The 18,280-nt window shown below is 71.4% G+C and carries 19 protein-coding genes; 7 read left to right on the top strand and 12 right to left on the bottom strand.

All coding sequences use genetic code 11. The features are described 5' to 3' along the window. Positions 1–7: 7 nt before the first annotated feature. The 4 genes from IH26_RS0124860 to fxsT all read right to left on the bottom strand — a co-directional run bounded on the left by IH26_RS0124860 (position 8) and on the right by fxsT (position 5,841). On the bottom strand, positions 8–1,306 hold the full coding sequence (locus IH26_RS0124860; RefSeq protein WP_030438639.1) for an HEXXH motif domain-containing protein: 1,299 nt from the start codon (positions 1,304–1,306) through the stop codon (positions 8–10). Continuing rightward, entirely contained in the window at positions 1,303–2,547 is a 1,245-nt protein-coding gene (locus tag IH26_RS0124855) for an FxsB family cyclophane-forming radical SAM/SPASM peptide maturase (RefSeq protein ID WP_051808478.1), read from the bottom strand. Before IH26_RS0124855 ends, IH26_RS0124860 begins: the two co-directional genes overlap by 4 nt. Continuing rightward, positions 2,544–2,738 carry a hypothetical protein gene (locus IH26_RS0124850; protein ID WP_030438637.1) on the bottom strand — a complete coding sequence of 65 codons (195 nt, stop codon included), beginning with the start codon at positions 2,736–2,738 and terminating at the stop codon, positions 2,544–2,546. Before IH26_RS0124850 ends, IH26_RS0124855 begins: the two co-directional genes overlap by 4 nt. Before the next feature lie 196 nt (positions 2,739–2,934). Then, positions 2,935–5,841, bottom strand: coding sequence for an FxSxx-COOH system tetratricopeptide repeat protein (fxsT, locus tag IH26_RS53945; protein WP_157437376.1), 2,907 nt, complete (start codon positions 5,839–5,841; stop codon positions 2,935–2,937). 299 nt (positions 5,842–6,140) lie between these two features. On the opposite strand from fxsT, the gene IH26_RS0124840 reads away from it, so the two are divergent. Next, positions 6,141–6,296, top strand: a complete 156-nt coding sequence (locus IH26_RS0124840) for a hypothetical protein (RefSeq protein ID WP_157437375.1) — start codon at positions 6,141–6,143, stop codon at positions 6,294–6,296. Between the two features lie 11 nt (positions 6,297–6,307). Here IH26_RS0124840 and IH26_RS0124835 read toward each other — a convergent pair whose 3' ends face one another. The 4 genes from IH26_RS0124835 to IH26_RS0124820 all read right to left on the bottom strand — a co-directional run bounded on the left by IH26_RS0124835 (position 6,308) and on the right by IH26_RS0124820 (position 8,851). After that, positions 6,308–7,009 carry a polysaccharide deacetylase family protein gene (locus IH26_RS0124835; protein ID WP_245665485.1) on the bottom strand — a complete coding sequence of 234 codons (702 nt, stop codon included), beginning with the start codon at positions 7,007–7,009 and terminating at the stop codon, positions 6,308–6,310. Between the two features lie 138 nt (positions 7,010–7,147). After that, positions 7,148–8,128 carry a hypothetical protein gene (locus IH26_RS0124830; RefSeq protein WP_051808477.1) on the bottom strand — a complete coding sequence of 327 codons (981 nt, stop codon included), beginning with the start codon at positions 8,126–8,128 and terminating at the stop codon, positions 7,148–7,150. Positions 8,129–8,159: 31 nt separating this feature from the next. After that, on the bottom strand, positions 8,160–8,393 hold the full coding sequence (locus IH26_RS0124825) for a hypothetical protein (protein ID WP_157437374.1): 234 nt from the start codon (positions 8,391–8,393) through the stop codon (positions 8,160–8,162). Between the two features lie 77 nt (positions 8,394–8,470). Continuing rightward, complete coding sequence (locus IH26_RS0124820) at positions 8,471–8,851, bottom strand: PPOX class F420-dependent oxidoreductase (RefSeq protein ID WP_030438632.1); 381 nt, start codon at positions 8,849–8,851, stop codon at positions 8,471–8,473. A 195-nt stretch (positions 8,852–9,046) separates the two neighbouring features. Here IH26_RS0124820 and IH26_RS0124815 point away from each other — a divergent pair, with 195 nt between their 5' ends. Genes IH26_RS0124815 through IH26_RS0124800 form a run of 4 tightly spaced genes read left to right on the top strand, consistent with a single transcriptional unit; the run spans position 9,047 to position 12,487 of the window. Further along, complete coding sequence (locus IH26_RS0124815) at positions 9,047–9,772, top strand: ABC transporter ATP-binding protein (protein ID WP_030438631.1); 726 nt, start codon at positions 9,047–9,049, stop codon at positions 9,770–9,772. Continuing rightward, on the top strand, positions 9,769–10,524 hold the full coding sequence (locus IH26_RS0124810; protein ID WP_030438630.1) for an ABC transporter permease subunit: 756 nt from the start codon (positions 9,769–9,771) through the stop codon (positions 10,522–10,524). The genes IH26_RS0124815 and IH26_RS0124810 overlap by 4 nt, the downstream gene beginning before the upstream one ends. A 17-nt stretch (positions 10,525–10,541) precedes the next feature. Next, a complete protein-coding gene (locus IH26_RS0124805) occupies positions 10,542–11,828 on the top strand; it encodes a sensor histidine kinase (protein ID WP_030438629.1) in 1,287 nt (428 codons plus the stop codon). Between the two features lie 14 nt (positions 11,829–11,842). Beyond that, a complete protein-coding gene (locus IH26_RS0124800) occupies positions 11,843–12,487 on the top strand; it encodes a response regulator transcription factor (RefSeq protein ID WP_030438628.1) in 645 nt (214 codons plus the stop codon). Positions 12,488–12,492: 5 nt separating this feature from the next. On the opposite strand, the gene IH26_RS0124795 is transcribed toward IH26_RS0124800, so the two are convergent. Both IH26_RS0124795 and IH26_RS0124790 read right to left on the bottom strand, forming a co-directional pair. Further along, on the bottom strand, positions 12,493–13,164 hold the full coding sequence (locus IH26_RS0124795) for a QcrA and Rieske domain-containing protein (RefSeq protein ID WP_030438627.1): 672 nt from the start codon (positions 13,162–13,164) through the stop codon (positions 12,493–12,495). After that, positions 13,164–13,739 carry an RNA polymerase sigma factor gene (locus tag IH26_RS0124790; RefSeq protein ID WP_030438626.1) on the bottom strand — a complete coding sequence of 192 codons (576 nt, stop codon included), beginning with the start codon at positions 13,737–13,739 and terminating at the stop codon, positions 13,164–13,166. Before IH26_RS0124790 ends, IH26_RS0124795 begins: the two co-directional genes overlap by 1 nt. A 119-nt stretch (positions 13,740–13,858) precedes the next feature. Here IH26_RS0124790 and IH26_RS0124785 point away from each other — a divergent pair, with 119 nt between their 5' ends. After that, a complete protein-coding gene (locus IH26_RS0124785; RefSeq protein ID WP_030438625.1) occupies positions 13,859–14,734 on the top strand; it encodes a ZIP family metal transporter in 876 nt (291 codons plus the stop codon). A gap of 9 nt (positions 14,735–14,743) precedes the next feature. Here the strand turns inward: IH26_RS0124785 and IH26_RS56075 are convergent, their stop codons facing one another. Continuing rightward, complete coding sequence (locus tag IH26_RS56075; RefSeq protein WP_157437373.1) at positions 14,744–15,916, bottom strand: GGDEF domain-containing protein; 1,173 nt, start codon at positions 15,914–15,916, stop codon at positions 14,744–14,746. A gap of 154 nt (positions 15,917–16,070) precedes the next feature. Here IH26_RS56075 and IH26_RS0124775 point away from each other — a divergent pair, with 154 nt between their 5' ends. Then, complete coding sequence (locus IH26_RS0124775) at positions 16,071–17,387, top strand: ABC transporter substrate-binding protein (RefSeq protein ID WP_157437372.1); 1,317 nt, start codon at positions 16,071–16,073, stop codon at positions 17,385–17,387. Between the two features lie 304 nt (positions 17,388–17,691). Here the strand turns inward: IH26_RS0124775 and IH26_RS0124770 are convergent, their stop codons facing one another. Continuing rightward, the gene (locus IH26_RS0124770; RefSeq protein WP_211268747.1) at positions 17,692–18,243 is read right to left on the bottom strand and encodes an N-acetyltransferase; all 552 of its coding nucleotides are present in this window, start codon (positions 18,241–18,243) and stop codon (positions 17,692–17,694) included. Positions 18,244–18,280 lie beyond the last annotated feature (37 nt).

The raw sequence follows: 18,280 nt of genomic DNA, 5'->3' as shown, positions 1-18,280 counted from the left end.
GGCCGGGTCAGGCGGACGCCGTCGCCCGATTGCGCTCCCGCCAGGCTTCGTGGACGCGGTGCAGGTCGTCCTCGGCCGTACGCACCAGGTCCGCGGGAGCCACTTCGGCGAGCATCTCGTCGGTGGTCTTGCGCAACTCGGCGATCAGCCGGGCTCCGGCGGGCGTCACCGCACCCGACTCCTCGATCGAGCGGAGGCCGCGGTCCACCTGAAGCCGTGATTCCACGAAGCGACGCTCGGCGAGCTCCGCCATCCCCGGCGCGCGGCGGAGGGCCCGCCACGTGTCCGCCACGCCCACGAAGGCGTAGACACCCTGCAACAGGCCGGGGAGCGGGCGCGGGTCGAGGCGCCACGGCGCGAAATACCGGCGCTCGTGGCGCGGGTCGGTCAGCGGGATGAGGTCCAGCAACGCACTCAGCTTGGAGTGCTGGAACTCGTGCACCATCGTTACCGCGAACTCCTCGGGCGACGGCGGGAGCGTGAGGCCGAAGACGCCGAAGGCGTGCCTGATCGTCGCGCTCCGGGCGGTGCGCGCATCCTCCTGCACGAGCGGGACCAGGGTGCGCAAGCCGGCCGCGAGTTCCCCGGCCCGGGCCGGCACCAGCTCGGCGAGCAGGCTCCAGGCGCGGGCGAACGCCTCCTGCCAGAGCGCCACCTCCGCGTCGGGCAGCCGGTTCGCCGGGGGCGCATGATGCCCGTGCCGGTACGGGTGCACGTCGTCCAGCCCCAGGGTGATCGCCAGCCCGCCCGCTTCGGCTCGCAGCGCCCGCACCGGATGCCAGCCTTCGCCGGCCAGATCGAGGGTTTCCTCGCCGTCCGGCGTCCACACCCGTACGCGAAGGTGTCCGCCCTCGACGAACGCCTCCGCCCGGGCGGCTTCCGGCACCTCCAGGGCTCCCCGGCCGGGAAGGACGATCGCGCCGTGGTACACCGGCGCGTCGGCCGACCCGTCGATGCCCGCCGATGCGCAGGCCGTCACCGCGAGCGCGCCGAGATGCTGGAAGTCGACCGGCGCGGCGCTGCCGTGCTCGATCGCCCGGGTCGCGATGCCGGTCCAGGATCCGACCAGCGGCGCGCCGATGACCTCGCGGAATCGATCCGGCGCGGCCCACCGCACCCGTTCCAGGGTCGCGGTGACCTCCGCGCGCCCGGGCAGGTCGTCCGGCCAGTTGTCGAGCAGATGGCCGATCAGCAGGAGATGCTTACTGACCTGGGCCTCCGTGAGCCGATCGATGGCCTCCGGGCCGCCGGCGCCCGAGGCCAGCGCGGTGAAGGTCTCCGGTGAAAGGCTGTGATACCTGGTCATGGCGCTCCCGAGGAGGACACCAGCTGCCGGACGTCGTCAGCTAGGCGGCCGTACACGTGGTTGATGAGCTTGGCGAGGTCGGCACAGTAGACGGACGGGTTGCGGAAGCCTTCGCCCCGGCGGTACCGATGGGCGTAGTGGCCGCCCCCGCACACGCGATGCAGCGGACAGTCCAAACAGTCCGGAGAGAGCGCGCGCAGCCCGATCTGCCGGGCGATCATTCCCGGGTCGGCCAGCACCGCGTCGAGGTCGTCGTGCCGCACGTCCAGGCCGGTGGCGCAGGCGCCCTCGTACGCCGACTTGAGTGCGTCGACCTGTTCGAACGCGCCATCCGACTCGACCACGACCACCCCGGACGGGCTGAGGCCCACCTGTTCGCTTCCGCTGTCGCCGCCGAACACGAGCCGCATGATGTCCTCGAACAGCCGGATCCGCACCGGCGGTTCGGGACCGGCGGTGTACCAGTGGTCGAAGATCGCGATGAGCCAGTCGGCGTACGGCGTCTCGCCGGCGCCCGGCCGGCCGGGTGGCTCGTCCCAATTCGCGTGCGGCAGGAGGAAATCGATGGCCGGCGGCTCGAACTTGAGAAGTTGCTCGTAGCCGGCGACCGGATCGGTGTCCGGGGCGACGGTGCAGAGAATGCCGCCGAAGACCGGCCGGTTCTCCGGCCGACGCAGGAGCTCCAGAGCCGCGGCGACGGCCGCGAAGCTGCCTCGCCCGTTGCGCGTACGCCGATGCCGGTCGTGGTCGGCCTCGACGCCGTCCAGGCTCACGCCGACCCGGATATCGTGCCGGCGGAGCAGCTCGATCATCGCCGGGTCGAGCCGTACGCCGTTGGTCTGCATGCCCATTTCGACCTTGCAGGTCCCCGGTAGCGACGCACGCACGGCGGTCGCCAGTTCCGCCAGCCGGCCGCGGCCGTACAGCAGAGGTTCGCCGCCGTGCAGAACCACCCGGACGCTCCGCAGATCATGTACACGGACGTGGTCGGCAAGCCGGTCGAGAGCCGCTCGCCATGTCTCCGCCGACATGGCGGCCGGTCGCCCTCGCCAACTCTGGTCGGCCAGCTCGTACACATAGCAGTAGTCGCAGGCGAGATTGCAGCGTTGGTGAACCTTCAGGACCACCTCTCGCAGGGGGGTGGGCCGCCACCCGCTCGCGCGGAGGGCGGCGACGTCCAGCGTGACGTACGGCCAAGGCGCGGCCGCACGCTGGGCGGTACGCACCGGGTCAACGGTCATACGTCTGGGGTGACGGACTGGAACGCCGAGATCACACCGTGCGGATCGTCGATGCTGGCGATGACTTGACGGAGTGACCGGGCCAGGACGCCGGAGGCCGCATTTATCAGGTCGAGAGGGATGTTCGAGACGTCGATCAGCGGGATCGGTTGTGGCTCGGCGGCCTCATCGGGCACGGAAACGGCGTTCACGGAATATCCTTCCCGCCACGCTTTCCGCACCGCGGAACGGCAGCGTACACGCGGCGTTTTACTGTCCGAATTTTACCAAATGCGCAGAATGTCCATTGCACATGGTAGACCTCCCGTGGGAAATTTAGCGACCTGCCGCCGATCGCCGTTGTCAAGAGTTGTCAGATCAGGTTTGTCAATTCTTGTCAGCACCGCGTCAGGTGGACGGCGGCTCGATATCGCATTCGATCCGAATCCCGGCGGCCACATCGGCCACCATGGAATGGTCGCGCCCCAGCGTACGACGGAGATCCGCCAGGACCTCGTCGAGCGTGGGCGCCGAGGCACCCGGGCTGCGGCGATCGATCGTCAAGTTGGCCGCCGCCGCCAGCGTGTCCGAGTGATAAATTCCGCGCACCTCCTTCGCGATCGACCAGGCTCGCTCGGAAAGCGTGAGCGCGGCGTCCCGCTCGTCGGCGAGGGCCATGTCGGTCGCTAAGTTGATCATGGCGACGATCGTGAACGGGTGACGCTCACCCACCCCGGCCGAAAGACCCCGGTAGGCCGCCTCGTCGGCCCGCCGGGCCTGGTATCGCTCGCCGCGCGCCCGCAGGACGACGGCCAGGTTGACCTGAGCGGCCAGGGTCAGCGGATTCGACGAACCGAAGGCATGCTCGTACGCGGTGACCGCGTCGACCGCGTACGCGTAGGCCTCGCCGGGCCGCCGCCGGTCCCGCAACGCGTTCGCATAGCTCATGACGGTCGCGAGGGTGTATTCGTGATCGGCGCCGAACGAGGCGACCAACTCGTCGTACGTCTCGCGCAGGAGCTCGGCCGCGACGTCGACCGCGCCCATCCTGCGCCGGGCCAGCGCAATGGTGCGGCGGGCGTGCAGGATCCCGTGGTCGCCGGGCCGCAACAGGCGCTGCCCGATCTCCAGCGAGCGTGTCTGCACCTCGATGACGTCCCGGTACCGGCCGAGACCGTAGAGATCCTCAGCCAGGGCGTTGACCGACAGCAGGGTGAGGCGGTCGCCCTCGCCCCGGAAACGCCGGTGATGATTCACCTCCTGCCGGTCCACCTCCTCCGCCGCGGCGAAGTCGCCGAGCAGCCGGAGGGAGACGGCGAGGTTGTGCCGGCTCGCGATCGTCCGGTCGTGTTCCGCTCCGTATCGGAGCACGTGCCGCTGCCAGCTCGCCTGGTCGACCGCGAGCGCCTGCTGGTACTCACCGGCGATCCGCAGGTCGGCCGCGTGGCTACGGGCCATGTCCAGGGCGTACGGATGGTCCTCGCCGTACTGCGGATTGGCCCGGAGCCGCTGCATGGCATCGGCTGTCAACTCCCGGGCTTGACGGTATCGGCCGAGCGCGCGCAACGCGTTCGCCCATTCCCGGGTGGCGAGCAGGACCAGGCCATGATCGGGGCCGAGCAGGTCGGACCCGCGCCACGCCTGCACCGCCGCCTCGCCGAGCCGCCGGGCGTCGTCGTAGTCACCGATCAGGTAGCGGTACCGGATCTGGTGGTGGACCGCGACCAAGGCCGGCATCTTGTGCGCGTGGATGAGATCCGCGGGCAGAACGTGCGGCGCCATCGCGCGGTGCATGTCCCAGAGCCCGAGGTCGTCCGGCCAGCCCTGGTCGGCCGCGGTCAGAATCTCCTGCACGTTCTGACGGGCCCGCTCCTGATCCTCGCCCGAGAGCGCGTCGCGCAGGGCAAGGCGCATCAGCGGCTGGACCTCGATCCGCTGGTCCTCGGTGTGCAGCCGGCCCAGGCCGAACTTGTTGATGTCCTGCACGGCCCGCCGCAGCTCGATCGGATTGCTCAGGGTCCGTCGTAGCCGGGGCGAGACGTCACCGGCCGCGCCGCGCCGGAGCAGCGGGATCGACACCGGCTCGGACCCGAACCAGGCGAAGAGCTCGAACACCAGCACGGCCGCCGGGTTCGCGGTGTCCAACCGGTCCAGGGCGATCTGCAGGGCGGCCGCCACGGTGTACGGGTAGTGGGCGGGCTCCGCGTCCGCGCTGGAGAGCAGTTGCGGCTCCGGATCGTCCAGCCCCGCCAGCAGGTCGTCCCAGGACTGTTCGGTGGCCAGCCGCAGCGCGGCGAAACCCTCGAGAGCGAGCGGCAGCCGCCCGAGCCGCTGAGTCACCTCGCCCGCCTGGTGACCGGTCATCTGGCCGTCCCGCTTGCGCAGGAACTGAATGGCTTCGGCCAGATCGAAGTCGGGCACCTCGAGACCCATGTTGCCGCTGCCGTGGGACCAGGCGGGATCGCGGCTGGTCACGATGACGTTGCCACCGACGGACGGCAGGAAGCCGCGGATGTCGTCGCCCTCCGCGCCGTCGAAGACGAGCAGATAGTTGACCTGCTGAGACTCCAGCCGGCCGAGCACACCGGCGATCGTCTGCTCGGAGTTGTGGCGCAAGGGCAGGCCGAGCCGCTCGGCGAGACTGACGAGCGAGGCCCGGGCCTGTTCGGGCCGGTCGGAGGGCACCCACCACACCACGGAGTACTGATCGGCGAAACGGTGCACGTACTCCCGGGCCAGTTGGGTCTTGCCGACCCCGCCGAGGCCGTAGAGCACCAGCGGCGCGTGCGGATGGTTCTGATGATGCTGGCGCATCGTGTCCAGCAGGATCTCCCGCCCGGTGAAGTGCGAGTTGCGCTCCGGCAGGCTGCCGACGATCGGCTGCTCGGCCGGACCGGCCACGCGGTCGGCATCGAGCCCGGGAGCGGGCGGCAAAGGCGGCGGCACGGCCTCCGGTTCCGGAGCCGGTTCCGGAGCCGGAACCGCTGGTTCGGGCCGCTGAGCCGGCCTGGTCCTGATCCAGAGCCGGTGAGTGTCCCGAAGCAGGGTCGCGAGATTCTGCTCGGAGACCGCCATCACGGCGAGCACCGTGACGATGGACTGCACCTTGCCCCAAGTCGGAATCTTGTCGCCACGGAGCACGGCGCTCACCGTCTCGTGCGAGACCGATTCCAGCATGGACTGCTTGAAGATCGCCCGACTGATCGCGCGGGCGGCGGGCCGCCCGGCAAGGTCGTAGAGCAGATGCATCGCCTCGACGAAGTCACGATTCGGCCCCGGGGGAAGCCGATCCCGACCCGGGAGTGCGATGGCCACGCAGCACGCTCCGAACCGCGCAGAGTGTCGTCAAGTTATGTCAGATGCTCAGGATCCCACGGTCCACGATGGCGGAACAACCTCCGAAAATTCCGGTCCCGTCGACCTTGGCGGCTCGCCGGGGGTGGGAAGCGGAATTGGATCACGACAATCCATTTCGCAACGAAAATTGTAAAGGTGCGTCGGTGTTAAGTCAGCGCGCGGGCGGGAACGCCCGGCCTCGGTTCACGCTCAAGGAGTATCGGAACTCATTGAGGAGAACCCCGGCGATGGAACACTTCGACCCCACCCTGCTAGGCGTGGCGCTGCTGGTCTGGCCCGCGACGAAATCGCTGGTCTACACGGGCGCGGCGGCGGTCAGCCTGTGGTCACGAAAACCGAGCCGCCGCGCGGAGGCACGACGGCTGCTGCGGCTTCTGGCTGCCGCCGGAACCGACCGGAACAACGGCCGCTGATCCGGCCGATTTCAGTTGACGTAGTTCTCCAGCAGGGCCGGGGTCAGGCCGGACTGGTGGATGGCGGTCAGGGCGGCGGTGACGTCGCTGACGAAGGCCGGCCGGAAGTGCATCAGGATGATGTCGCCGGGCTCGATGCGGTGGACCGCGGTCTGGTAGTAGACCTTGCCGTTGTTGACCGTCTCGGTCCAGTCGAAGGCGGCCTGCAGACCGCAGTCGTGGACCGCCCGCAGGGTGTTGTCGTCGTAATTGCCGTACGGCGGACGGAAGAACCGGGGCGTGATGTGGAACGTGGCGTGCAGCAGGTCGCGGGCGCCGCAGATCTCGTGGCGCTGGGTCGCATACGGCAAGCCGCGCATGCTCGGGTGGGTGAGCGTGTGGTCCTCGATCACGCCGCCCTCGCTCGCCAGCCGCTGGAAGAACGGCGGGTTCTTCGCGGCGACCGGGCCGATCAGGAACATCGTGAACGGGATGTGCGCGGCCGCCATCAGCGGGCCGGCCGTGGGCAACTGGACCTGGCCGTCATCCATGGTCAGGAAGGCGACCCGCTGGCGCACCGCGAGCCGGTGATACATCGGGGCCAGCGCCCCGGTCGGCGCGGTGATCGGCTCGGCCGCCGGCGGCGGCCCGAAGGCCGGCAGGCGCTTGCCGTCGAAAACCGGAACGGGAGTTACGCCTTCCGAGGGTGCGGCGGAGGCGCTCGCCCGCACCACGGACGCTGCGTGCGGTGCGCTGTGACTGCTGCACCCCGCCGCGATCAATATAGCCGCCACCAGGGGAAATGCCACTACTAGCGTACGGCGTCCGGATCGGTGGAAACGCATGGCCGCCACCGTAGTCAGCGCTTCCTGTCAACCTCCTGTGACCCAGGCCCGGTGCAGATTCATCATCGAGCGGATCCCGGAACGGATCTCCTGCAGATAGCGGTCGGGGTTGGTGGCGCCCGGCGCGAGGGGCACGCTCGCCCGGCCCGGGTCGAAGCCGACCGTGTCGATCCCGCAGCCGTACCGCAGGGCGAGCATGCGCACAGCGTCGGCGTGCTGGAACGGCACGTAGATCGGGGAGGTGACCACCAGGATCCGGTCGGTGGCGCGCAGGTCGGTCCGCCGCGCCCAGAACTCGTACGTGTCCGCGGTGTGGGCCCGGCGCTCGGCCGGCTCGCTCGACGGCGCGGCGAGCACGTGCACGTCGACACCGGCCGGGTGCCGGTAGGTGCGTACCGACCAGGAGCTGTGGCCGACCGGGCCGTCCGACGCCTCGATCGTCGGGGGCCCGTCGAGGTGGAAGGCGGCGCGCAGGCCGGCGTCCATCGCGTCCACCTCGTAGTCGCAGCCGGCGAGGCCGGGCACCTCCTGCTCGGCCCGGCCCAGCGGCCGGAAGCTGCCGAGCGCGGCCAGTTCGGGGACGGCGACCCGGCCCCGGTCGATCAGCCGCGCCGCGTATTCGGCGCGCTGCAGGCAGGACCGGGCCAGGCCGCCGAGAACGAGCAGGTGGTCGTACGACCGATGGGCCGGCGGTCGCGCGTCGACCAGCTGCAGCGCGGTGGCGGCGTCGTGGACCAGCCGGGCGGTCGGCGCGTCGAACCGCGGCGCCTCGACCTGGTCACGCTCGGCCCCGCCCTTCCTCCGGCGATAGTCCCAGTGCTCCCGGGAGAAGTCGTCCAGCCAGGTCAGCAGCGCGCCGAGGCCGGCCGAAGGCAGGGTGCCGCCGAACCGGTCGACGAGCGCTCGGATCGGCTCCGCGGAGATCCACGCCTCGATCTGGGCCCCGAGCGCCTCCGCCCGGAAATCCGGCTCGCAGACGGGCAGCGGGACGGGGGCGAAGCCGGACATGACTCCCATGATGCCGGGCCGCCGTTGGTGGTCAGCCGCGCAGCCGCGCCGTCCACAGCCGACCCGCCTGCTGCCGGTCGAGGATCTCTCGGATCTCGTGGGTCTGCCCGTCCGAATACGTGTCGAGCAGGGCATGCAGGTCGTTCAGTTCGGCATGGCTGACATACGCCGCGAGCTCCGCGCCCAGCTGCCGCCGGCGCCGCCGGTTCGCCGCGCGCAGCAACAGATCGGCCCGGAACACAAATAGACGAGCTCGTAACTCCATGGCGGCCCTCCGGCGTCATCGACGGCCAGACCTGTGACTCAGCTCACCATACGCCCGGAAGGCCGGACATGCGCGGGTCAGATCGTGACGGTGATGCCGATGACCGGAGCCTTCCGCAGGTGGAAGGTCTTCGCCAGCCAGTTGCCGACCCGGGAGAGCAGGTATTTGCGGGCCACGATCGCCCGGGCCGTCCGGGTGCCGGCGTCGTCGAGGACCTGGGCGGTGCCCTCCGCGGTCGGGGCGCCCTCAGCGATGCGGCCGCGGAGGTCGCAGACCGTGACCCGGACCCGGCCGTCGCGGCGGATGCGCTTGACCTTCCCGGCGTCGGCGTCGGACACGATGTACATCAGCCCGTCGATCGTCGCCTGCCAGACCGGGGTCATCACGGCGGTGCCGTCCTTGCGGTACGTGGTCAGGCTGACGTACTTGCTGCGCGCGATCTCTTCCGGCACGGCCATGGACGAACGGTACCGCCCAGCCGGCCGCCCTGACGCGCCTAAGTCACGCTCAAAGCTCGATGGGGATCTGTTTCATAGTCTTGCTGAGGGCCTCGACAGCATTTGACAAGCCGTGACCGAGGGGTGGAAACCCCCAGGCGGAGTCGGCTGGTTACCGGCTTCTGGCCACGGACCGCGCTGCCTAGCGTCGATCGTGTGATCGAACTACGTGAACTGACCAAACGCTACGGCGGCCGGGTGGCCGTCGACGGGCTCAGCTTCCGGGTCCGGCCGGGGGCGGTGACCGGCTTCCTCGGCCCGAACGGGTCCGGCAAGTCGACGACGATGCGGATGATCCTCGGCCTGGACGCCCCGGACCATGGCGAGGCACTGATCGGCGGCGTCCGGTACGCGGAGCTGACCCGGCCGCTGACGTCGGTCGGCGCGCTGCTCGACGCGGGGGCGTTCCATCCCGGCCGCAGCGCCCGGGCGCACCTGACCGCGCTCGCCGCAAGCAATGACCTCCCGGGATCCCGGGTCGAACAGGTGTTGCGCGTCGTCGGCCTGTCCGGGGCGGCGAACCGGCGCGCCGGCACGTACTCGCTCGGCATGCGCCAGCGGCTCGGCGTCGCGGTGGCCCTGCTCGGCGACCCGGGCGTGCTGCTGCTGGACGAGCCGGTCAACGGGCTGGACCCGGAGGGCATCCGCTGGATCCGGGACCTGCTGCGGGCGCTCGCCGCCGAGGGCCGGACGGTGTTCGTCTCCAGCCACCTGATCGCCGAGATGGCGCTGACCGCCGACCGGCTGGTGGTCATCGGCCGCGGCCGGTTGCTGGCCGAGACGACGGTCACCGAACTCGCCGCCGGCGGGGACAGCCTGGAGGACGCGTTCTTCCGGCTCACCTCGGAAACCACCGACTACCGCGGAGTGGGAGCGTCATGAAGAACGTGGTCCGGATGGAGTGGATCAAGCTGCGCAGCGTCCGGTCGACCTGGTGGCTGGCGGTCGCGGCGGTGGTTTCGATGGCCGCGGCCGGGGTCGGGGTGGGGCTCGGGTACCGATCGCACACCCCGGTCGCCACCGCCGCCCAGATCCTCGACGACAGCCTCGGCGGCGCGATCCTCGCCCAACTGCTTCTCGGCGGGCTGGGCGTCCTGATCGTCACCGGCGAGTACGGCAGCGGGATGATCCGCTCGACGTTCGCCGCCGTCCCGCGGCGCCGGGCCGTGCTGGCCGCGAAGGCCGCCGTCTGCGGCGCGGCGGCGCTCACCGTCGGCCTGGCCGCGAGCTTCGCCGGCTACCTGGGCGGGCAGCTCGCGATCCGCGGCACCGCCATCCCGGCCGCCTCGCTCGGCGATCCGGCGATCCTGCGCGCGGTCCTGCTGACCGGCGTCTATCTGGGTGCCACCGCACTGATCGGGGTCGGCATCGGGACGGTCCTGCGGCACTCGGGGGCCGCGATCGGCACGCTGTTCGGGCTGATGTTCGTGCCGATGATCGTGGCCGGGCTGTTCGGCGAAAGCGGGATAGCCGTCGGCCGCTTCGTACCGCTGCTGATGCTCTTGAATTCGATCGCGGTGACCTCGCCGGTGCCCGGGCTGTTCGCGGGCTGGGTCAGCGCGTCGCTGATGTGCGGGTACGCGGCGGTGGCGCTCCTGTGCGGCAGTGTGCTACTCCGGCATCGCGACGCATGACCGGTGACAATGAGCCGATGACCGCGCTGCGCGCCCCGTTCACCACGCCGGCCCTGCGCCGGGCGGTGTTCTGCGTCGCCGGCGTGGTCACGGCGGTCGCGGTCCTGGCCGTGCCGGCGATCGTGCCGGCTTCCGGCGTCCTCATCCTCTGGGGGACCGGCGCGTTCTCCAGCCGCCCCGCCCCGGTTGTCGCACCGGTCTTCCTGGTTCTGTTCCCGCTCACCATCGTGCTCCTGGTCGTGCTGGCCGTCCCGCTCGGGCGCGCGCTGGGGGCGGCGCAGCGGGCGCTCGCGGACCGGCTGCTCGGCGAGCAGGTGGCGGCCGCCGACCGGCCGGGCTGGCGCGCCGTGGGGTATGCCCTACTCAAGGTGCCGCTGGCCGTCCCCGAGGGCTACGGCGCGTTCTGCTACGTGTTCGGCCTGGTCAACCTCAGCTACCCGGTGTGGTGGCCGCTGTTCCGCAACCACCCGCCGGGCACCGTCCTCGGGCCGGTGCGGGCGCTCACCCCGTTCGGCACCATCGCTACCCGGACGTTCGCCGGAACGTTCCTCATCGCCGCGGCCGGCCTCGCCATGCTGCTGGTCGCGCCGTGGCTGATGCGGGCCGGCACGACGCTGGACCTGGCCGCGATGCGCCGGCTGCTCGGTCCGCGCCGGCTCGCCGAGCGGGTCCGCGAACTGCAGGCCAGCCGGGCCCGCGCGATCGACGACGCGGCCGCGATGATGCGCCGGCTGGAACGGGACCTGCACGACGGCGCCCAGGTCCGGCTGGCCACGCTCGCGATGAACCTCGGCATGGCGACCGAGAAGCTGGGCGCCGACGGCCCGCCACCGGACCTCGCGCAGGCCCGCGAACTGGTCGCGCTCGCCCACCGCGGCGCGAAGGACGCCCTGGCCGAACTGCGCGATCTGGTACGCGGGATCCACCCCCCGGTGCTGGACAACGGACTCGGCGACGCGCTGGCGACGCTCGGGACGAGCAGCGCCATCCCGGTCGCGGTGACCGTGGAGCTGCCCGACCGGCCGGCGCCGGCGATCGAGACCATCGCGTACTTCTGCGCCGCCGAACTGCTCGCGAACGCGGCCAAACACAGCCGGGCGACGCGGATCGAGCTCGCGGTCGTCCGATCCGGCGCGGGCCTGCTGCTGTCCGTCGAGGACGATGGCGTCGGCGGGGCGGACCCGCACGGCGCCGGCCTCTCCGGTCTGGCCGGCCGGATCGGCGTGGTGGACGGCCGGATGCGGGTGCGAAGCCCGGCCGGCGGTCCGACCCGGGTCGAGATCGAGCTGCCCACACACGTGTGAACGGAGGCGACGGCATGCGGGTGGTGATCGCGGAGGACGCCGCGATGATGCGCGAGGGGCTGGTCCGGCTGCTGACCGACCGCGGTTTCGAGGTGTGCGCGGCGGTCGCCGACGCGGAGGCGTTGCGGTCCGCGATCGCCGCCACCGTGCCGGACGTGGCCATCGTCGACATCCGGATGCCGCCGACGCACACCGACGAGGGGCTGCGCGCCGCGATCGACATCCGCCGCGACCATCCCGGCGTCGGCGTGCTGGTGTTCTCGCAGCATGTGGAGACCCGCTACGCCACCCGGCTGCTCGCCGACCGGCCGTCCGGCGTCGGCTACCTGCTCAAGGACCGGGTCGCCGACGTCGCCGACTTCGTGGACGCGCTGACCCGGGTGGCGAACGGCGGCACCGCGCTGGACCCGGAGGTGGTTGGCCACCTGATGCGGGCCGGGCGGGACACGACCGGGCTGGCGTCGCTGACTCCCCGGGAGCGGGAGGTGCTCGCGCTGATGGCCGAGGGGCGGTCCAACGCCGGGATCGCCGCGGCCCTGGTCATCACGCCCGGGGTCGTGGAGAAGCACGTGGCGAACATCTTCGCGAAGCTCGGGCTGCCGGCCTCGGACAACGACAACCGCCGGGTGCTGGCCGTCCTCCGCCACGTCGGCGGCTGACCGGGTCACTCCCGCGGAAGCAAGATCTGGATCTCGCCGTCGACCTCGCGCACGTGGAAGGAGGGCAACGGGGCGGGCGGATTCGGCAATTGCGACCGGATGACCGTTCCGTCGTACGCGAAAGAGGTGCGGTGGCACGGGCAGGCGAGCCTTTTCTCCGGCGCGTTCAACCCGAGTCGGCAGCCCTGATGCGTGCACGTGCCGGACCGGGCCGACAGCACGCCCGAGATACGCATCACGAATCCGGAGACGACATCGGTCTCGAAGCCGACCACGCCGTCGCCCGGCAGGTCGCTGCTCGCCAGCACCCGGTGCCACGAACCACCGTCCGCCGGGTCCAGGGCGGTCGAGACGGCGGGCCGCTCCGGGCCGCCGCCGAGAGTGCGGTCGGCGGCCACGGCGACGGCCGCCGCCGCGGCCGCCGCGGACGTGCCGATCAGAAACGTGCGCCGGCCGCGCGGCGCGGTGACCCGCGGCGGGTCGAACGTCTCGGCGCTGCCGGCGACACGCTCGCGCAGGCCGGCGATGAACTCCGGGCGGGGTTCCTGCTCGTCCGAGGTCGCCGCGCGGATCGCGATGGCGGCCCGGACGGCCTCCGCCTCCTCCGCCGTCATCACGAACGGCTGGGGCCGCCGACGCCGGATCAGACGGTCGACATAGCGGCTGAACTCGCGCATCAACGGTCCACCCCTCCTTCGCCGTCCAGTATCGCGGCCGCCTGTCGCAGCGCGCGGAACTGCAGGACCTTGGCGTTGGCGATGGTGATCTGCATCGACGTCGCGGTCTCGCGGATGGTCGCGTTCTCCAGGAAGCGCAGTTGCAGGATCCGCCGGTACCGCTCGGGCAGCGCCTCGAGCAGCCGGGCCACCCGCCCGGCCGCCGCACCGGTGCTCGGGACCGCCGGCGGCTCGGGAATCTGCTCGAACTCCCCCGGATCGATCGTCGTGATCTGATGCCCGAGCGTACGGCGCCAGTGGTCGGCCAGCACGGTACGGGCGACGGCCAGCAGGTAGGCGCGGACCTCGCCGACGCTCGCCGCCTGGCGAACCCGGGGCACCGCGGCCAGGAACACCTCGGCCGTCAGGTCCTCGGCGTCGGCCCGGTTGCCGACCTTCGCGAACATCAGCCGGTAGAGCCGAGCCACGTTGTCGTTGTAGATGTGCTCCCAGGAGGCGTAGGCGTCGGCCGGAACGGCCCGCAAGGCCCGCTCCGTACGCTCGGCGGCCTCCGCCTTCCGTCGTGGAATCGCCACGGCTTCACCCCCGGGAACAGATACGTCCCAGGGTTACACCCGCCGGCCTACGACTTGTAGGAGTGCCGAGCCTTAGGTTAGCCTCCCCTTGCCTGTAGACCTCGCGTCGGGAGCGCCCCATGTCCGCCACCAAGATCGCCCTGCTGGGCGCCATCGCCGGCTTCACCATCTTCCTCGGCCTGCCCATCGGGCGGCTGCGGAACCCGGCGCCGCGACTGCGGGCGATGCTCAACGCGACCGCGGTCGGCATCCTGGTGTTCCTGCTGTGGGACGTGCTGGCGCACGCCTGGGAGCCGATCGACGGCGCGCTCGGCGAGCACCACTACGGCTCCGCCGTCGGTAACGGCGTCGTCCTGGCCACCGGGCTCGGCGCCGGGCTGCTCGGCCTGGTCTACTTCGACCGCTGGGTGGCCCGGCGCGGCGGCGCCGCCCGGCCGGTCGCGGTCCCGGCGCCGGAGCCGGTCGCGGTGCCGGCCGGTGGCGGCGACCGGGCCGCGGCACAGGTGACCCTGGCGCCCCAGGCGACGGGCTGGCGCAGCCCGGCCGGCCAGCTGGCCCTGATGATCGCGACCGGGATCGGGCTGCACAACTTCGCCGAGGGGCTCGCCATCGGCAACTCCGCCGCCTCCGGCGAGATCGCGCTGGCGGTGCTGCTGATCGTCGGCTTCGGCCTGCACAACGCGACCGAGGGCTTCGGCATCGTGGCCCCGCTGGCCGCCGCCGGGGACCGCCCGTCCTGGGGCTACCTGACCACGCTCGGCCTGATCGGCGGCGGCCCCACCTTCCTCGGCACGCTGGTCGGGCAGCGCTTCACCAACGAGACGGTCTCGATCGCCTTCCTGGCCCTGGCGGCCGGCTCGATCCTGTACGTGGTGATCGAACTGCTCGCCGTCGGCCGCAAGATGGGCGTCAAGGAGATCACAACCTGGGGCCTGCTGCTCGGCCTCCTGGCCGGCTTCCTCACCGACGCGATCGTCACCGCCGGCGGCGCCTGACCGACACCGTCACGAGGCGAGCGCGGGACTGGGCGGGTCGACGACGCAGACGCCGAGTTTGCCGCGTTTGGCCTGGTACATGGCGTTGTCGGCCTTCTGGAGCAGGGCGTCCAGCTCGGTGCCGTGTTCGGGGAAGACCGACACCCCGATGCTGGCGCCCACCGACACCGGCTTCCCGTCGAGCTCGATCGGCTCCCGGATCGCGTCCAGGATGCGCCGGGCCACCTCGGTCGCGTTGCCGACCGAGGTCACGTTCGGCAGCAGGATCGCGAACTCGTCGCCGCCGAGGCGCGCGACGGTGTCGGTTTCGCGTACGCAATCGGTCAGCCGTTCCGAGACGTGCTTGAGCAGCAGGTCGCCGATGTGGTGGCCGAGCGTGTCGTTGACCTGTTTGAAGCCGTTGAGGTCGAGCCCCACGATGCCGACCGGTTGCCGGGTCCGGGCCGCGAGATGCAGCGCCTGCTCGGCCCGGTCGCGGAAGAGCGCGCGGTTGGCCATCCCGGTCAGCGAGTCGTGCATCGCCTGGTGGTGATTGGTCTCGGCCTGGCGCTCGACCCGGCGCTGGTAGGCGATCAGGATGGCGCTGGAGAGCACGAAGGTCATCAGGTCGAGGGCGAACACCCCGGCCGCGAGCGACTGGAGCGCCCGGTTCCGCCGGTCCACGACCGCCAGATACGCCTCGAGCTCGCGGCGCTCGCGCTCGACGCTCGCCACCGACATCCGCCGCAGCTGGGCGAACTCCAGGGCGGCGGGCTGGATGTTGGCCTCGACGTCGGCCTGGCGGCCCTGCTGGCCCGCGGTGACGACGGCGCGCAGCGTGGTCTCGTACTGCTGGTAGTAGTGCTGGATCTGGGCGACCTGGAAGGCGGCGTCGCTGCCGCCGGTCCGGGCGATCCAGGTGAGCCGTTCCTGGGCCGCGCCGATCGCCGCGCGCAGCCCCAGCCGGTCGAATTCGGCGCCCGTCGCCAGGTACGCGTGCAGCGCCTCGTCCTCCGTGCTGACCTGCACGAAGACGCTCTCCCAGGCGCTGCTGACCCGGTTCGACGCGCGCACCTGATCGGTGGCCCGCCGGGTGCTCAACGTGCCGCCGATGGTGATCGCGGCGAGGGCGGCGAGGCCGACGGCGAGACCGCCCATCGCGATCCGCCGAACGCCTCGGCGGGACAGCCAGTTCGTACGCATGATCACCCGCTCTCGGCCCGCCGGGGCTCGTTCGGCCCTTGTTCGCCTCAGTTCGGCCGGCGCGACGGCGCCTTGAACACTGCTCGGGTGCGGCTTCGGATCAGTTTTTCCGAATCGTCGATGCGGAACCCCGCGAGTCCACACACTGAACTCCGTGTCGACGACTGTTTCGCGACGGGGCCTGATCCGCATGGGCGGGGCGCTCGTCACTGCCGCGTCCCTGCCCACTGCCGCCGCCTGTGCCCGCGGCGGAACCGGCTCGGGGAACGGCGGCGCGGCGCTGCGGATGAAGTGGTGGGGCGGCGACGCGCGGACGAAGGCGTACCAGGCGGCCCTCGACATCTACGGTCAGAAGCACAAGTCCGTGACGATCAAGACGGAGTCGTCGGGCTACGACGGCTACTTCGACAAGCTCGACGCCGACCTCGCCAGCGGCCAGGCGGCCGACGTCATCCAGATGGACACGGCGCTCGTCAACGAGTACACCGGCCGGGGCGTGCTGCGCGCGCTGGACGGCTACCTCGGCAACCAGCTCGACCTGACCGGGTTCCCGGACGCGCTGCTCGAGGCCGGCCGGATCGGCGGCAAGCTGTACGGCGTCCCGTCGGGCACCGGCGGCGTGCTGGTCACCTACGACGCGACCGTGCTGAGTCACGCCGGGGTCGCGCCGCCGCGGGCCGATTGGACCTGGACCGACCTCACCACGTACGCGACGAAGCTCACCAAGACGCTCGGGCACAACATGTACGGCGTGTCCGACGGCGGCGGTGACGACGTCGGCGCCTTCGAGATCTTCCTGCGGCAGCGCCGGAAGGAGTTGTTCACCGCATCCGGCAAGCTCGGCTACGCCGCGGCGGACCTGGCGGAGTGGCTGACGTACTGGGACGGCATGCGCAAGCGGCACGCGGCCGCGCCGGGCGAGATCACCTCGGCGGCGCACAACGACTCGGCGAAGAACCCGCTGATCACCGGCCACGTCGCCATGACCTTCGGCTCCGGGCTGGAGATCTCGCTACCCCCGCTGACCAGCCACGATCTGGACTTCGTGCCGGTGCCGGGCGGACCGGCCGGCTCGGCCGAGGGCCAGTATCTCAGCGCCGGCGTCCTGCTGAGCGTCTACGACCGCAGCGTCGCCGCGGCCGAGGCGGCCGGCGTGATCGGATTCTTCGCCGCGGACGACGACGCCATCAGGACGATGGGCATCACCCGAGGGATCCCGCCGACCGAGAAGGCCCGCGCCATCGCGGCCACCCAGCTGAAGCCGGCCCAGCAGCGCGCGCTCGCCGCGACCGACGTGGTGGCCAAGCGGGTGGCCGCCGCGCACGCGGCCCCGCCGCCGTCCCCGCCGAGCGGCGCCAGCCAGGTGAAGGAGATGCTCTTCCAGAACAACCTGGCGGTGGCCTTCGGCCGGAAGACCGTCGCCGCGGCCGTCGAGTCGTTCCTCGCCGGGGCCGACAGCGCGCTGGCCTGACGGCCACCCCGGCCAGGGGGCACGCCAGCTCGGATGGGCCGCCCGGCGCTGGTGCGCAACCAGGACCGGCAGATCCAGCAGGATCTCGCCTGGGCCGCCGACCACGGCCGGCTGCCTGCCCCGGCGCCTGCGGCTGGGTCTTCACGATGACGGACGGCCGCGTGGTCGCCTCGGCTCCCGCCCCGCCCGGCCTGCCGCTGACGGCCGCCCGGCAGCGGGCCGCGTCCGGCCGGGCGGCCGAGACCGCCACGGTGCAGACCCTTGCGGGTACGCACCCAGGCGACCGCCGGCGGCGCGGTCCAGGTCACGAGGCGCGCGGCAGCGCGAGCCAGTCCTGCCAGGTGATGTCGCGGCCCAGATAGCGGGGCTGCTGGAAGGGCCAGTCGGTGGCGATCCATTGCGGCACGAGCGCGTCGAGCGCGCGTTCCGCGTCACCGTCCACAAGGTGGTCTACCACCCACCAGGAGACTTCGCCGTCGGAGCCGGTGCGCTCGGGTGGGTCGATGTAGACGCAGCCGAGGATCGCCGTCTCCGGCTCGTCCAGTAGCGCATAGTTGAACGACTGGTGCGCGGCTATCTCTTTCTCGTGCCGCAGCAAGTCGATGCGGTCCTCGTCATAGGTCATCGTCTCCTTGGGCCAAGACCAGGCTGGGCCGAAGATCTCCCACAAGCGCTTTCGGGATCCCATCACGGCGGGGTAGTCGAGCGCGGTGTCCGCCTCCCGGATCGGCCGCAGGTGAAGCGCGGTGTCGGGCACAGGCACGTAGTGGGGGTGGACGAAGTCGTCAGGCAGCCAGCTCATGTGGGCCGAGGATACCGCCGGCCGCCGCGGGATGATCCAGACGGTCAGGTGCACGCGACCATGGCGTATTCGTATAGAAATTGTTGCGCGC

The sequence above is a fragment of the Actinoplanes subtropicus genome, assembly GCF_000721705.1.
Classification (GTDB): Bacteria; Actinomycetota; Actinomycetes; order Mycobacteriales; family Micromonosporaceae; genus Actinoplanes; species Actinoplanes subtropicus.
The sequence above is the reverse complement of the archived record's forward strand: the minus strand, read 5'-3'. Positions and strand labels throughout refer to the sequence as shown.

Bases quoted from the DNA above. Each gene is read 5' to 3' on its own strand.
- IH26_RS0124860 (WP_030438639.1), bottom strand. From the start codon at position 1,306: ATGACCAGGTATCACAGCCTTTCACCGGAGACCTTCACCGCGCTGGCC.
- IH26_RS0124855 (WP_051808478.1), bottom strand. From the start codon at position 2,547: ATGACCGTTGACCCGGTGCGTACCGCCCAGCGTGCGGCCGCGCCTTGG.
- IH26_RS0124830 (WP_051808477.1), bottom strand. From the start codon at position 8,128: ATGTCCGGCTTCGCCCCCGTCCCGCTGCCCGTCTGCGAGCCGGATTTC.
- IH26_RS0124825 (WP_157437374.1), bottom strand. From the start codon at position 8,393: ATGGAGTTACGAGCTCGTCTATTTGTGTTCCGGGCCGATCTGTTGCTG.
- IH26_RS0124820 (WP_030438632.1), bottom strand. From the start codon at position 8,851: ATGGCCGTGCCGGAAGAGATCGCGCGCAGCAAGTACGTCAGCCTGACC.
- IH26_RS0124810 (WP_030438630.1), top strand. From the start codon at position 9,769: ATGAAGAACGTGGTCCGGATGGAGTGGATCAAGCTGCGCAGCGTCCGG.
- IH26_RS0124805 (WP_030438629.1), top strand. From the start codon at position 10,542: ATGACCGCGCTGCGCGCCCCGTTCACCACGCCGGCCCTGCGCCGGGCG.
- IH26_RS0124800 (WP_030438628.1), top strand. From the start codon at position 11,843: ATGCGGGTGGTGATCGCGGAGGACGCCGCGATGATGCGCGAGGGGCTG.
- IH26_RS0124795 (WP_030438627.1), bottom strand. From the start codon at position 13,164: ATGCGCGAGTTCAGCCGCTATGTCGACCGTCTGATCCGGCGTCGGCGG.
- IH26_RS0124785 (WP_030438625.1), top strand. From the start codon at position 13,859: ATGTCCGCCACCAAGATCGCCCTGCTGGGCGCCATCGCCGGCTTCACC.
- IH26_RS56075 (WP_157437373.1), bottom strand. From the start codon at position 15,916: ATGCGTACGAACTGGCTGTCCCGCCGAGGCGTTCGGCGGATCGCGATG.